This is a genomic window from Achromobacter sp. SX5 (assembly GCF_056711425.1).
The window spans coordinates 3,271,339-3,285,632 of sequence record NZ_CM160041.1 but is presented as its reverse complement, the minus strand read 5'-3'; the positions used below and the strand labels follow the sequence as shown (position 1 = coordinate 3,285,632).

The 14,294-nt window shown below is 69.3% G+C and carries 11 protein-coding genes; 7 read left to right on the top strand and 4 right to left on the bottom strand.

Going from position 1 to position 14,294, the window contains the following annotated elements; genetic code table 11:
* Positions 1-57: 57 nt before the first annotated feature.
* Positions 58-960: a LysR family transcriptional regulator gene (locus tag AC1M14_RS15430; RefSeq protein ID WP_102770836.1), complete on the bottom strand. Its 903-nt coding sequence runs from the start codon at positions 958-960 to the stop codon at positions 58-60.
* Positions 961-1,105: 145 nt separating this feature from the next.
* Between AC1M14_RS15430 and AC1M14_RS15425 the strand changes: the two genes are divergently transcribed.
* Both AC1M14_RS15425 and AC1M14_RS15420 read left to right on the top strand, forming a co-directional pair.
* A complete protein-coding gene (locus tag AC1M14_RS15425; RefSeq protein WP_479729947.1) occupies positions 1,106-2,089 on the top strand; it encodes a tripartite tricarboxylate transporter substrate binding protein in 984 nt (327 codons plus the stop codon).
* Between the two features lie 16 nt (positions 2,090-2,105).
* A complete protein-coding gene (locus tag AC1M14_RS15420; RefSeq protein ID WP_102770837.1) occupies positions 2,106-2,570 on the top strand; it encodes a MaoC family dehydratase in 465 nt (154 codons plus the stop codon).
* Positions 2,571-2,637: 67 nt separating this feature from the next.
* On the opposite strand, the gene argH is transcribed toward AC1M14_RS15420, so the two are convergent.
* Positions 2,638-4,059 carry an argininosuccinate lyase gene (gene argH / locus AC1M14_RS15415; protein ID WP_479729946.1) on the bottom strand — a complete coding sequence of 474 codons (1,422 nt, stop codon included), beginning with the start codon at positions 4,057-4,059 and terminating at the stop codon, positions 2,638-2,640.
* A 129-nt stretch (positions 4,060-4,188) separates the two neighbouring features.
* Here argH and AC1M14_RS15410 point away from each other — a divergent pair, with 129 nt between their 5' ends.
* The 3 genes from AC1M14_RS15410 (at position 4,189) to AC1M14_RS15400 (ending at position 8,126) form a co-directional block, all read left to right on the top strand.
* On the top strand, positions 4,189-5,514 hold the full coding sequence (locus AC1M14_RS15410) for a mechanosensitive ion channel family protein (protein WP_479729945.1): 1,326 nt from the start codon (positions 4,189-4,191) through the stop codon (positions 5,512-5,514).
* A 41-nt stretch (positions 5,515-5,555) separates the two neighbouring features.
* On the top strand, positions 5,556-7,616 hold the full coding sequence (locus AC1M14_RS15405) for an NAD(+) synthase (RefSeq protein WP_479729944.1): 2,061 nt from the start codon (positions 5,556-5,558) through the stop codon (positions 7,614-7,616).
* A gap of 171 nt (positions 7,617-7,787) precedes the next feature.
* Complete coding sequence (locus AC1M14_RS15400) at positions 7,788-8,126, top strand: P-II family nitrogen regulator (RefSeq protein WP_102770840.1); 339 nt, start codon at positions 7,788-7,790, stop codon at positions 8,124-8,126.
* Positions 8,127-8,149: 23 nt separating this feature from the next.
* Here AC1M14_RS15400 and gspF read toward each other — a convergent pair whose 3' ends face one another.
* The gene (gene gspF, locus AC1M14_RS15395) at positions 8,150-9,355 is read right to left on the bottom strand and encodes a type II secretion system inner membrane protein GspF (RefSeq protein WP_209166275.1); all 1,206 of its coding nucleotides are present in this window, start codon (positions 9,353-9,355) and stop codon (positions 8,150-8,152) included.
* 179 nt (positions 9,356-9,534) lie between these two features.
* On the opposite strand from gspF, the gene gspD reads away from it, so the two are divergent.
* Complete coding sequence (gspD, locus tag AC1M14_RS15390; RefSeq protein WP_479729943.1) at positions 9,535-12,114, top strand: type II secretion system secretin GspD; 2,580 nt, start codon at positions 9,535-9,537, stop codon at positions 12,112-12,114.
* Complete coding sequence (gspE, locus tag AC1M14_RS15385; protein ID WP_479729942.1) at positions 12,111-13,538, top strand: type II secretion system ATPase GspE; 1,428 nt, start codon at positions 12,111-12,113, stop codon at positions 13,536-13,538. Before gspD ends, gspE begins: the two co-directional genes overlap by 4 nt.
* Before the next feature lie 5 nt (positions 13,539-13,543).
* On the opposite strand, the gene gspN is transcribed toward gspE, so the two are convergent.
* Positions 13,544-14,293, bottom strand: coding sequence for a type II secretion system protein N (gene gspN, locus AC1M14_RS15380; RefSeq protein WP_479729941.1), 750 nt, complete (start codon positions 14,291-14,293; stop codon positions 13,544-13,546).
* Between the last annotated feature and the right edge of the window lies 1 nt (position 14,294).

Below are 14,294 nucleotides of genomic sequence, written 5' to 3'. Positions count from 1 at the left end.
GGGATGCCTTGCGCGCGCGCGGCCAGTCGATATTTTCAAAGCGGGATTCGAGGTTTTCTAATCGCCGTCCGGCGCGGGATCGGCCTGTGTCACGTAGCTGACGAAGGCCTGCGCGTAGCCCGGAAGCGCGTCCTGGCTGCGCATCACGACGCGCTGTTCGCGCACGGCCCAGGACTCCTCGATCTGCACGCACTCGACCTTGCCCTGCGCCAGCGCCGGGGCGGCCACCGAGCGCGGCACCAGCGAGATGCCGGCGCCTTCCTGCACGCAGCGCAGCACGGCGTCGAAGTTGGGCGCGTGCACGCGCACGCGGGGCTCCAGCCCCATCTGTTCGGCCATCTGCTGCAGGTACAGGAAATTGCTGGTCTTGCGGCCGATGGCGACCAGGTCGTGCGACAGCGCGGTTTCCAGCGAAACGCGCGGGTGCAGCGTCAGCGGATGGCGCGGCGGCACGATGAAGACCAGCTCGTCCTGGCCGTAGCTGATGTATTCCAGCCCGCGCATTTCGATCGCGCCAGCCACCAGGCCGACGTCGGCGCGGCCGTCGAGCACCGCCTTCACGGTCTCCTCGCTGAGGTGCTCTTCGAGGTTGACGTTGACGTTGGGGTAGGCGGCCAGGAAGCGGCTCAGGGCGCCGGGCAGGCTGCTCAGCGTGCTGCTGTTGGCGTAGACGCGGATATTGCCTTCGACGCCGTCGGTATGGCGGCGCATTTCCGCCTGCAGGCGTTCGACGTTGCCCAGGATGGTTTGCGCGTAGCGCAGCACGGTCATGCCGGCGGCGGTGAGCGACATGCCTTTCTGGGTGCGCACGAACAGCGGCACGCCCATGGCCTGTTCCAGGTTCTTGAGCCGGTAGCTGGCCGACGGCGCCGTCAGGTGCAGTTCGGAAGCGCCGCCGGTGAGGCTTTTGGCTTCGGCAATGGCGACAAACACGCGCAGGTCGGTCAGTTCGTAACGCAAGAGGGCACCTGGGTTGCGGGCGGCGAAAGCGCCGGGGCGGGCCGCTGTTAGAAGGACTCTAAGCCGGATAAGAAACTTTCGACTGGTCCTGGGTTCGGCCTCGTCTCTATATTGTGCCGCACACACAAGACCTATGGAGACAGGCATGAAGCATGGATTTCCCTGGCGCGCCCTGGCGGGCGCCGCCATCGCAGCGGGCATGTTGGCCGGGGCCGGCGCCGCGTCGGCGCAGGACTATCCCGCCAAACCGGTGCGCCTGGTGGTGCCGTATGCGGCGGGCGGGCCCACCGACACCTTCGCCCGCGCGCTGGCCGAGAGCTGGAGCCGCAAGCTGGGCGCGACGCTGGTGGTGGAGAATCGCACCGGCGCCGGCACGCTGGTGGGCACCGAGACCGCGGCCAAGGCCCCGGCCGACGGCTACACGCTGCTGCTGACCACGGTGGCGCACGCGGTCAATCCCAGCATCCACGCCAGCCTGCCGTACCGCACGGTGGAGGACTTCGCGCCCGTGGGCCTGGCCGCCAAGGCGCCGCTGGTGCTGGTGGTGAACAAGAACGTGCCGGCGCGCACCCTGCCGGAGTTCATGGCCTACCTCAAGGCCAACCCGGGCAAGGTCAATTACGGATCGGCCGGCATCGGCAGCGCGCCGCACCTGGGCGGCGAACTGTTGAACTACATGGCGGGCGTGCGCGCCATGCACGTGCCGTACCGCGGCAGCGCGCCGGCCATGGCGGACGTCATCGGCGGGCACCTGGAATTCATGATCGACAGCGCGCCCACGGGCCTTGCGCAAGTGCAGGCGGGCACGGTGCGGCTGCTGGCCACCTCCATGGCGCAGCGCCTGCCGCAGACGCCGGACACCCCGCCCATCGCCGACGCGGTGCCCGGCTACGAAGCCTATACCTGGAACGCCGTGTTCGCGCCCGCCGGCACGCCGGCCCCGGTCGTGGAGAAGCTCAACGCCACGCTGCGCGCCGCGCTGGCCGATCCCGACCTGAAGCGGCGCGCCTACGACATGGGCCTGGTGCTGCAGCCGGACACGACGCCGGCGGAATTGTCGGCGTTCCTGCAAAGCGAATTGAAAAAGTGGAGCGAAGTCGCCCGCGCCGCCAACATGAGCGCCAACTAGGATAAGGAAACCCGATATGCCCAAGCATCAACTGTGCGCCCAGCGCTATTTCGAGGACTTCGAGGTCGGCGAGGTCTTCGTGCTGCCTTCGCGCACCATGACCGACGCGCTGTTCGCGGCCTTCCAGCTCGCCAGCGGCGACAACCATCCGGTGCACTACGACGTCGAATACTGCCGCGCCCACGGCATGCCCCACATGCTGGCGCACGGATTCCAGGTGGCGATCCAGACGGCCGCCGGCGCCGGCCTGTTCCCGCACATGGTGGAGGATTCGCTCAAGGCCTTCCTGGAACAGAGCAGCCGCTTCCTCAAGCCGGTGTACGTCGGCGACACGCTTTATGCGTCGCTGACGGTGTCGGAGCTGGCGCCCGGGCGCAGCACCGGCGTGCTGGTCATGCAAAGCCTGGTGCGCAACCAGCGCGACGAAACCGTGATGGACGGCGTGCAGAAGTACCTGCTGCGCAAGCGCGAGGCGCAGTAGCGCCGGGTGCGGATACGACAAGGCCCCCATGATGGGGGCCATTTGCTGCAAGCAGGCGGCGGAGGAATCAGCCCGCGGCCGTTTCCTGCAGCACGCGCTGGGCTTCTTCCTTGACGCGTTCCGGTGCGGTGCCGCCCACGTGCTTGCGCGCGGCGACCGAGCCTTCCAGGGTCAGGACCTCGTGCACGTCCTCGCCGATGCTGGCGTGATAGGCCTGCAGGTCGGCCAGCGACAGGTCGGCCAGGTCGCAGCCGCGCTGTTCGCAGTCGCGCACCGCGTGCGCCACCACTTCGTGGGCGTCGCGGAACGGCACGCCGCGCTTGACCAGGTAGTCGGCCAGGTCGGTGGCGGTGGCGAAGCCCTGCAGCGCCGCGGCGCGCATGTTCTCGGCCTTGACCTTGATGCCGCCGGCCATGTCCGCGAAGATGGTGAGCGTGTCGCGCAGCGTGTCGGCCGTGTCGAACAGGCCTTCCTTGTCTTCCTGGTTGTCCTTGTTGTAGGCCAGGGGCTGGCCCTTCATCAGGGTCAGCAGGGCCACCAGGTGGCCGTTGACGCGGCCGGTCTTGCCGCGGGCCAGCTCGGGCACGTCGGGGTTCTTCTTCTGCGGCATGATCGAGCTGCCGGTGCAGAAGCGGTCGGCCAGGTCGATGAAGCCCACGCGCGGGCTCATCCACAGCACCAGCTCTTCGGACAGGCGCGAGACGTGCGTCATGATGAGCGCGCCGGCGGCGCAGAATTCGATGGCGAAGTCGCGGTCGGACACGGCGTCCAGCGAATTGCGGCACACGCCGTCAAAGTCCAGGGTCCGGGCCACGCGTTCGCGGTCGATCGGGAACGAGGTGCCGGCCAGCGCGGCGGCGCCCAGCGGCAGGCGGTTGACGCGGCGGCGGCAGTCGGCCAGGCGCTCGGCGTCGCGGCCGAACATTTCGGCGTAGGCCAGCAGATGGTGGCCGAAGGTGACCGGCTGGGCGACCTGCAGGTGCGTGAAGCCCGGCATGATGGTGGCGGCGTTCTCCAGCGCGACCGCGGCCAGGGCGTGGCGCAGCTGGCGCAGCAGGTCCTGCAGGGTGTCGATTTCGGCGCGCAGCCACAGGCGGATGTCGGTGGCGACCTGGTCGTTGCGCGAACGGCCGGTGTGCAGGCGCTTGCCCGCGTCGCCGACCAGTTCCACCAGGCGCTTCTCGATGTTCAGGTGCACGTCTTCGAGGTCGAGCAGCCACTGGAAGCTGCCGGCGTCGATTTCGGCCAGGATCTGGGTCATGCCGCGCTGGATGTCGGCCAGGTCCTGGGCGCCGATGATGCCCTGGGCGGCCAGCATGTCGGCGTGCGCCAGCGAACCCTGGATGTCGAAGCGCGCCAGGCGCTTGTCGAAATCCACGGACGCCGTATAGCGCTTGACGAGTTCGGAAACCGGTTCCGAGAACCGGGCGGACCAGGCCTGCGCCTTGTTGGCGAACTGGTTTTGATCGGGGGAGGGAGTGTTTGCCATGATGGCCCGGATTATAAAGCCTTGCGCATGGCGGCGGCCAAGGCGGCCGGGGTGAACCTCCGGCCGGCCCGGTTGTCGGATAATTCGGACTGGTTTCAAGAATAACGAGCAGGAATACAGCCTATGCCCATGGAATGGGAACAACTGGTCACCCAAATGGACGCCCATCTGCCGCGCGAGCCCTGGGCGCAGACGCTGGTCGGCATCGGGGTGCTGATCCTGACGGCGCTGTTCATCCAGTGGGTGGTGGCGCGGGTTGTGCTGCTGCTGGCGCACCGGGTGCTGGTGCTGAGCGGCAGGCGCGACTGGGACAAGGCGCTGCTGCGCCACCGCGCCTACCAGAACCTCTGGTACGCCGTGCCGTTCGCCGTGGTGTCGATGGGCATAGGCCTGGTGCCGCACGTCGAGCGGGCGGTGGAGATCGTGGGGCGGCTGGCGCATGCCGGCGCATGGATCTGCGTGTTCATCGCGCTCTCGGGGGTGCTGAGCGCCTGGCAGGACACCTATTCGGCCACCACCCGGGCGCAGACCCGCTCCATCAAGGGCTATATCCAGATCGGCAAGCTCGTCCTGATGGCGATATGCACCGTTTTGGTGCTTTCCATCCTGATCGACCGCTCGCCGCTGTGGATGATCTCCGGCCTGGGCGCGCTGTCGGCGGTGCTGCTGCTGGTGTTCAAGGACACGCTGCTGTCGCTGGTGGCCAGCACCCAGCTGACCAGCAACGACATGCTGCGCATCGGCGACTGGATCGAGATGCCGCAGGCCAACGCCGACGGCTTCGTCAAGGACATCGCGCTGCATACGGTCAAGGTGCAGAACTGGGACAACACCGTCACCACCGTGCCCACCTACAAGCTGTTCTCGGAAAGCTACCGCAACTACCGCCACATGTTCGAATCCGGCGGCCGGCGCATCAAGCGGACGCTGCGGGTGGACGCGGCCAGCGTGCGCTTCCTGACTGAGGAAGAGGCGCAGCAGCTGATGCGCTTTCGCCTGCTGCACGACTACCTGCAGGCCAAGACGCACGACATCGCCCACGCCAACCAGACCATGGGCGAGCTGGCCAGCGTGCCGGCCAACCGCCGCCGCCTGACCAATATCGGCACCCTGCGGGCCTATGCCCTGGCCTATCTGAAGCAGAATCCCGAGATCCGCCAGGACATGGCGATGATGGTGCGCATGATGGAGCCGACCTCCGAGGGCATCCCGATCGAGGTCTATTGCTTTACCGCCGTGACCGCCTGGGTGGAGTACGAGCGCATCCAGGGCGACGTGTTCGACCACCTGCTGGCGATCATGCCCGAGCTGGGGCTGCGCCTGTACCAGCAGCCCTCCGGCGCCGACATCGGCGCGATGGGCAGCAACCTGCGCGAGGGCGCGCTGCAATCGGCGCTGGCGGCCTCGGCCGAGCGCGGGCTGCCCGACGCCAGGATGCCGCAGCAGGTGAGATAATCGCTCATCCGTTCCCACAGCCGTCCATAGGCCCCTAGCTGATGTCGAACCCGTTCTTCAACCTGTATTCCCACGGCTTCGCCCGGGTCGCGGTGGGCGTGCCCGAGTGCCGCGTCGCCGATCCGGCCTTCAACGCCGCCCAGACCATTTCGCTGGCGCAGCAGGCTGCCCAGGGCGGCGCGGTGCTGGCGGCGTTCCCCGAGCTGGGCCTGTCGGCCTATACCTGCGATGACCTGTTCCACCAGAAGGCCCTGCTGGACGCCTGCGAGGCGGCCCTGGGCCAGGTGGTGGCGGCCACCGCCGAGCTCGATATCGCGATCATCGTCGGCGCGCCGCTGCGTGTGGCCCACCAGTTGTTCAACTGCGCCGTCGTGGCCGCCGGCGGCCGGGTGCTGGGCGTGGTGCCCAAGACCTACCTGCCCAATTACGGCGAGTTCTACGAGGCCCGCCAGTTCAGCGCGGCCGATTGCGCCGCCGTGTCCGAGATCCGGCTGCTGGGCCAGACGGTGCCGTTCGGCTCCGAGCTGATCTTCCAGATGGAGCAGCTGCCGCTGTTCCAGTTCCACGTCGAGATCTGCGAGGACGTCTGGGTTCCCATCCCGCCGTCCTCGTTCGCGGCGCTGGCCGGGGCCACGGTGCTGGTCAACCTGTCGGCCTCCAACATCGTGATCGGCAAGTCGGAATACCGCCACCAGCTGGTGGCGCAGCAGTCGGCGCGCTGCCTGTCGGCCTATATGTACACCTCGGCGGGGCGGGGCGAATCCTCCACCGACATGGCCTGGGACGGCCAGGCCCTGATCTACGAAAACGGCGAACTGCTGGCCGAATCCGAGCGCTTCCTGGGCCATTCCCACCTGATCTTCTCGGACGTGGACCTCGAACGCCTGTCGCGCGAGCGCATGCGCCAGACCACCTTCGGCCAGTCGGCGCGGCGCCACCAGGACGAAGTGCGCAAGTTCCGCAGCGTGCCGGTGCCGGTGCGCCCGCCGCTGGACGATTCCGAGCTGCCGCTGGAGCGGCGCGTGGCGCGCTTTCCCTACGTGCCGGCCGACCCGCGCCGCCGCGACGCCCGCTGCAAAGAGGTCTACAACATCCAGGTCCAGGCCCTGGTCCAGCGCCTGTCGGCCAGCCGCATGTCCAAGGTGGTCATCGGCATCTCCGGCGGGCTGGACTCGACCCACGCGCTGCTGGTCTGCGCCGAGGCCATGGACGCGCTGGACCTGCCGCGTTCCAACATCCTGGCCGTCACCATGCCCGGCTTCGCCACCAGCACCCGCACGCTGCAGCAGGCGCGCCGGCTGATGGCGGTGGTGGGCTGCACCGCCTCCGAAATCGACATCCGCCCCAGCTGCCTGCAGATGCTCAAGGACCTGGGCCATCCCTACGCCGAAGGCCAGCCGGTCTATGACATCACGTTCGAGAACGTCCAGGCCGGCGAGCGCACCAACCACCTGTTCCGGCTGGCGAATTTCAGCAACGCCATCGTCATCGGCACGGGCGACCTGAGCGAGCTGGCGCTGGGCTGGTGCACCTACGGGGTGGGCGACCACATGTCGCACTACAGCGTCAACGCCAGCGTGCCCAAGACGCTGATCACCCACCTGGTGCGCTGGGTGGCCGAATCCGGCCGCCTGGGCGACGAAGGCGCGGCGGTGCTGCTGGACGTGCTGGGCACCGACGTCAGCCCCGAGCTGGTGCCGGGCGGCGCCGACGACAAGCCCGGGCAGAAGAGCGAAGACGCCATCGGTCCCTACGAGCTGCAGGACTTCAACCTGTACTACACGCTGCGCTACGGCTTCGCGCCCACCAAGGTGGCGTTCCTGGCGCTGGCGGCCTGGCGCGACCGCGACGCGGGCGCCTGGCCCGAGGGCGGGCACGTGGTCCGCAACCAGTACGACCTGGCGGCCATCAAGCGCAACCTGAAGATCTTCCTGGATCGCTTCTTCCGCCTCAGCCAGTTCAAGCGCACCTGCGTGCCGAACGCCCCGAAGGTCGGTTCGGGCGGCTCGCTGTCGCCGCGCGGCGACTGGCGCGCGCCCAGCGACTCCGAGTCGGTGGTGTGGATGCGCGACGCCGAGCGCATTCCCGACCAGGAGCCCTAGGGCCTGTTCACACTAAAAGGAGCCATGCACAGGCCCTAGGCGGGCGGGTTTTCCCTCCCCGCGCAGCCCCCGCTGACGCCGGCCTGGCCGGTGGTATTCTCTTATCCATCGCGCCTGGCCGCCCCGCGGCGGCCGGGCGCCGCAACAGATCGAAAATCCAGGACGACAAACGTGAAACAAGTCACCGCCATCATCAAACCCTTCAAGCTCGACGAAGTCCGCGAAGCGCTGGCCGAAGTCGGCGTCAGCGGCCTGACCGTGACCGAAGTGAAGGGTTTCGGCCGCCAGAAAGGCCATACCGAGCTTTATCGCGGCGCCGAATACGTGGTGGACTTCCTGCCCAAGATCCGCGTCGAGGTGGTGCTGCCGGACAACCAGGTCGAGGCCGCCATCGAGGCCATCGTCAAGGCCGCCCGCACCGGCAAGATCGGTGACGGCAAGATTTTCGTCACCCCCGTGGAACAGGCCATCCGCATCCGCACCGGCGAAAGCGACGAAGCGGCGCTGTAGTTTCAGCCCGCGGCCTCGGCCCGCTACCGGATGAGCTGGTTCATCTCCAGGATCGGCATCATCACGGCCAGCACGATCAGCAGCACGAATCCCCCCATCAGCAGGATCAGCGCCGGCTCGAGCAGCGCCGTCATGGCCATGGCGCGCCGCTCCAGGTCGCGCGACAGGTTCTGCGCGCCGCGGTCCAGCAGCTCGGGCAGGCGGCCGGTCTTTTCGCCGCTGGCGATCAGGTGCACCAGCAGCGAAGGGAATACCTTCTGTGCGCCCAGCGAGGACGATAGCGCCGCGCCCTCGCGCACCCGCGCGGCGGCGTCGTCCACCGCCTGGCGCAGCACGTCGTTGCCCAATGTGCGGCGCGCGGCCTCCAGCGCCGTCAGCAGCGCCACGCCGCTGCCCGACAGGATCGCCAGCGTCGAGGCGAAGCGCGCCGCGTTCACGCCCAGCACGAAACGCCCGGCCAGCGGCATGCGCAGCACGCGCGCATGCCAGGCGCGCCGCGCCGCCGGGGCGCGCAGCGCATAGCGCCACAGCGCGATGGCCGCGGCCAGCGCCGCGCCGGTGGCCACGCCCCATTCGCGCACATAATCCGACAGCGACAGCATGATGCGCGTCAGCAGCGGCAGTTCCTGCTTGGCCTGGCTGAACGCCGACACCACCTGCGGCACCACATAGCCCAGCAGGAATATCACGATCACGACCGATACGCAGGCCACCACCGCCGGATAGATGAAGGCGGTCATGACCTTGCTGCGCAGGGCGTTGCGCTCTTCGATGTAGTCGGCCAGCTTTTCCATCACCTGCGCCAGGTCGCCGGATTCCTCGCCGGCGGCGATCAGCGCGCGGTAGATCTCGGGGAAATCGCGCGGCCGCGCGGCCAGCGCCACCGACAGCCGGTGGCCGGCGCGCACGTCGTCACGCACGCCGCCCAGGCTGGCGGCGATGTGTTTTTTCTCGGCCTGGTCCAGCGTGGCGCTCAGGGCCGCGTCCAGCGGCAGGCTGGCGGCCAGCAGGCTGGCGAGCTGACGCGTGATCCAGGCCAGGTCGGCGTCCGACAGGCGCGCGCGCAGCGAGGCGCCCAGCCCTTCGGCGCGCGCCGCCGGCGCGGTTGACAGCGGCAGCAGGCCGCGGCCGCGCAACTGGTTGCGCGCGCCGCGTTCGGTGTCTGCGTCGATGGTGCCGCGGACGATTTTTCCGAGCGCGTCGGTGGCTTCGTAACGAAAGGATGGCATGGTGGCAAAGCGTCGGCCGCGCGCGCGTCCGATCGCGCGAAAGGCCCGTATTCAAAGGGTTTCCAGGCCGTCACCTTGCCTCTGGATTATGACCGTAGTGTTGCAGTGTCACCCCGTATACTCCGACGCGCTTTCACGTTTTTTCACCCCGATTTCACGTACCAGGCACCGATCCCGTCATGCGTTACCTCGCGCCACTCAGCCTTGCGGTTCTGCTTGCCGCAAGCCAACTCGGACCCGCGGCCGGCACGGCTCACGCCCAGCAGACCGACAACCGCGTCAGCCTGAATTTCGTCGACACCGACATCCCCGCAGTGCTGCGCGCGCTGTCGCTGTTCACGCAGCGCAATTTCCTGGTGGACCCGCGCGTCAAGGGCAAGCTCACGCTGGTGTCGGACCGTCCGGTGGACAGTAAACAGGCGCTGGCGATGCTGACCGGCGCGCTGCGCCTGCAGGGCTTTGCCATCGTCGATGTCGACGGCGTGACGCGCGTGGTGCCCGAGGCAGACGCCAAGCTGCAGGGCAGCGCGGTGGTGGGCGGGACCCGGCCGGCTGCCGGCGTGCCGCCCGGGCCGGTGCCGGTGGCGGCGTTCGCCAAGAGGGCCGGCGGCGAGATGCTGACCCGGGTGTTCCCGCTCAAGTACGAGAACGCGGCCAATCTAGTGCCGGTGCTGCGGCCGATGGTGCCGCCGAACAACCCCATCAACGCCTATCCCGGCAACAACACGCTGGTCGTGACCGACTATGCCGACAACCTGGAGCGCATCGCGGCCGTCATCGCCCGCATCGACGTGCCCAGCTCCATCGACACCGACGTGGTGCCGATCCGCTCCGGGATCGCGTCCGATATTGCCGTGCTGGCTTCGCAATTGCTGGATACGCAAAGCAGCGATCCGACGCAGCGCATCGCCATCGTGGCCGACCCGCGCAGCAACAGCGTGCTGGTGCGCGCCGGCAGCCCGGCGCGCACGCGGCTGGCGCGCGACCTGATCGAAAAGCTCGACGCGCAGCAGAACCGCGCCGGCAATCTGCACGTGGTGTACATGCGCAACGCGCAGGCCACGCGCATCGCCGAGGTGCTGGGCGGCCTGCTGGCGGGGCAGGCCAATTCCGCGCCGGGCGCGGCCGGCGGCGCGGGTGCGGCGGGGCAGTCCGGCGCGCGCGCGCAGAACGTTTCGGCCACGAGCGCGCCGCAGTCCGGCCTGGGCATGTCCGGCGGATCGAACTCGGGCAAGGGCGGCCTGTCGGGCGAGCAGGAGCGCATCGCGCGCGAGGACACCGGCACGCAGGCCGTGTCGTATTCGGCCGGCGGCGCCACCATCCAGGCCGATCCCGCCACCAATTCCCTCATCATCTCCGCGCCCGAACCGCTGTACCGCAGCCTGCGCGAAGTCATCGACCAGCTCGACCAGCGCCGCGCGCAGGTCCTGGTGGAAAGCCTGATCGTGGAGGTCAGCGCGGAAAAGGCCGCCGAGTTCGGCATCCAGTGGATGACCGGCGGCGGCAGCATCAGCAACGGCGGCAGCAGCTTCATCGGCGGCACCAACCTGGGCGGCAGCGGCATCACCGGCGGCGGCCCCACCACCATCGACGCGCTGGCCAACGGCCTGAGCCTGGGCGTGGTCAAGGGCACGGTGGACGTGCTCGGCAACGAGATCATCAACCTCGGCGTGCTGGCCCGCGCCATGCAGAACACGGGCGAGGCCAACATCCTGTCCACGCCCAACCTGATGACGTTGGACAATCAATCGGCCAGCATCCTGGTGGGCAAAACGGTGCCCTTCGTGACGGGCCAGTACGTGACCTCGGGCAGCAACGGCAGCAGCAACCCGTTCCAGACCATCGAACGCGAGGACGTGGGGCTCAAGCTCAACATCCGGCCGCAGATCTCGGAGGGCGGGGCGGTCAAGCTGGACATCTACCAGGAAGTCAGCAGCATCGACGAGGCCCGCTCCTCGGCCACCACCGGCATCGTGACCAACAAGCGCGCCATCGACACCAGCGTGCTGATCGACGACGGCCAGATCATCGTGCTGGGCGGCCTGCTGGAAGACAGCGTCTCGCTGTCGTCGGACAGCGTGCCGGGGCTGGGCTCGATTCCCGTGCTGGGCGCGCTGTTCCGCTACGACACCCGCAAGCGCACCAAGACCAACCTGATGGTGTTCCTGCGGCCCTACGTGGTGCGCGACGCGCGCCGCAGCGCCAGCGTCACCATGGACCGCTACGACTACATGCGCCGCGCCCAGGCCGGCGCGCAGCCGGGCAAGCACTGGCTGCTGCCCGACATGCAGGCGCCGCTGCTGCCGTCGCCGGGCTCGGCGCCGTCGGTGTCTAACAACGCCTACGACATGCGCCCGGAGCAGCTGGCCGAGACCATGCGCCGCCCGCCGCCCGTGACGGTCGAGTCCTTCGCGGTGCGCCAGTACCCCACGCCGGCGCAGCCCACGGACCCGTCGCTGCCGATCCGCGTGAACCTGCCGCGCGGGGTCAGCGTGGCGGTGGACCCCGAGTCGCTCTACGCCGAGGCCGACCGCAGCAGCGCCACGTTGCAGTTCGCCTCGGTCGAGGCGCGCAGCGACGCCGACAAGATCGTGCAGCGGGTGCGGGCCAGCGGCCTGCAGGCCTACGTGCAGGTCGGCCCGGGCGGCATGGGCTACGTGGTGCGCAGCCAGGTGGCCAAGGACCCGGGCACCATTTCCACGGCCACCGCGCTGCTGCGCGAACTGGGATTCAAGAGCGAAGTGGTTTCGCAATTATGAGCGCGCATCCCTTGCCCTACGCCTGGGCCCGCGCGCAGCGCGCGGTGCTGTCGCTGCGGGGCGGGCGGGCGCAGCTGACTGTCAGCCCGCGCACGCCCGAATGGGCCGTGCGCGAGATCCGGCGCTGCCACGGCGATATCGCCGTGGCCGAGGTCGACGACGAGGCGCTGGAGACGCTGCTGACGGCGGCCTACAGCCATTCCGAGGACGCCGCCTCGGTCATGGGCGTGGCCGAAAACGAGATCGACCTGGACCGGCTGCTGCAGGACATGCCCGAGGTCGCGGACCTGCTGGAGGCGCAGGACGACGCGCCGGTGATCCGCATGATCAACGCGCTGTTCGCGCAGGCCGCGCGCGACGGCGCCAGCGACATCCACATCGAGCCGTTCGAGACCCATTCGGTGGTGCGCTACCGCGTCGACGGCACGCTGCGCGACGTGGTCTCGCCGCGCAAGGCGCTGCACGCGGCGCTGATCTCGCGCATCAAGATCATGGCGCATCTGGACATCGCCGAAAAACGCCTGCCGCAGGACGGCCGCATCGCGCTGCGCGTGGGCGGGCGGCCCATCGACGTGCGCGTCTCGACCCTGCCCACCGGCCACGGCGAGCGCGCCGTGCTGCGGCTGCTGGACAAGGAAGCCGGGCGGCTGCAGCTGGAGCGCCTGGGCATGGCCCAGGGCGTGCTGGCGCAGCTCGACCGCCTGATCCGCCAGCCTCACGGCATCGTGCTGGTGACCGGACCCACCGGCAGCGGCAAGACCACCACGCTGTACGCGGCGCTGAGCCGGCTGGACGCGGCCACCAGCAACATCCTGACGGTGGAAGACCCGATCGAATACGATCTGCCCGGCATCAGCCAGACCCAGGTCAACGCCAAGATCGACATGAGCTTCGCGCTGGCGCTGCGCGCCATCCTGCGGCAGGACCCCGACGTCATCATGATCGGCGAAATCCGGGACCTGGAAACCGCCCAGATCGCGGTGCAGGCTTCGCTGACCGGCCACCTGGTGCTGGCCACGCTGCACACCAACGATTCGGTCTCGGCCGTGACCCGCCTGACCGACATGGGCGTGGAGCCGTTCCTGCTGGCCTCGTCGCTGCTCGGCGTGCTGGCCCAGCGCCTGGTGCGCAAGCTGTGCCCGGAATGCAAGCGGCCGACGACGCAGGACGGCGCGCGCGTGTTCCATCCGGTGGGGTGCGCGGCCTGCAACCACACCGGCTACAGCGGCCGTTCCGGCATCCACGAACTCTTCACCGTCGACGACGAGGCGCGCCGCCTGATCCACGAAGGCAGCGACGAACGCGAGCTGCGGCGGGCGGCGGCGGCCGCAGGAATGCGGACCATGCGCGAGGACGGCCAGCGCTGGGTCGACGGCGGGCAGACCTCGCCCGAGGAAATCCTGCGGGTCACGCGCGACGCGTGAGGCAGTTACACCCCGAAACTCACCACATCCCCCGAGCGCCGTCCCAGCATCGACATAAAGCCCTCCAGCGCGGCCCGGTCCGCCTCACCCGCCGAAGCCGCGTAGCGCGCCTGCCCCTGGAAGCGCAGCCCGCCGCCAGTGGCGCTGCCCTGGCCGGTCACGTCCAGCAGGCCGTTCTCGGTGCTGAGCGTCAGCGCGGCGCCGTTCTTGCCTCCCTGTACGCGCAGCACGTAGGTGCCGACGCTGGCGACCGGCGCGAGCGCGGTGGCGGCGTTGCGCCAGCGCACTTCGGCCAGCGGGCCGGCGGGCAGCGCCGCGCCCAGGCGCAGCGGCTGCCAGGCGATTTCCAGCGTGCCCTGGGGCGCCATGGTGTTCCACGGCGCGCCCAGCGCGGCCAGGGTCGAGGCGGGCGCGCGCAGCGACTGGGCCGACAGCGATAGGCCGTTCCAGGCCGGACGCGCCTGCAGCGCGCCTTGCAGCCAGGGATGGGAAATTTCCAGCGCCAGCGTGTCCCAGCGCCAGCGCCATTGCAGCGGCTGGGGCAGCATGCGGCGCGCGCCGGGCGGGCCCAGCGCGATCCAGGCGCTGCCGCGCCACAGCGTGCCGGCGGCGTCGGCCAGCGCGAGCGGCGCATCGTGGGGCAGCACGGCCAGCAGCCAGCGCGCGGGCAAGACCGCGGCGCCGGCGGCGGCCGCGCAGACGGCGGATGCGCACAGCAGCGCGGCGTTCCGGCGGGAAAAGCGCGGTGCGGCCATG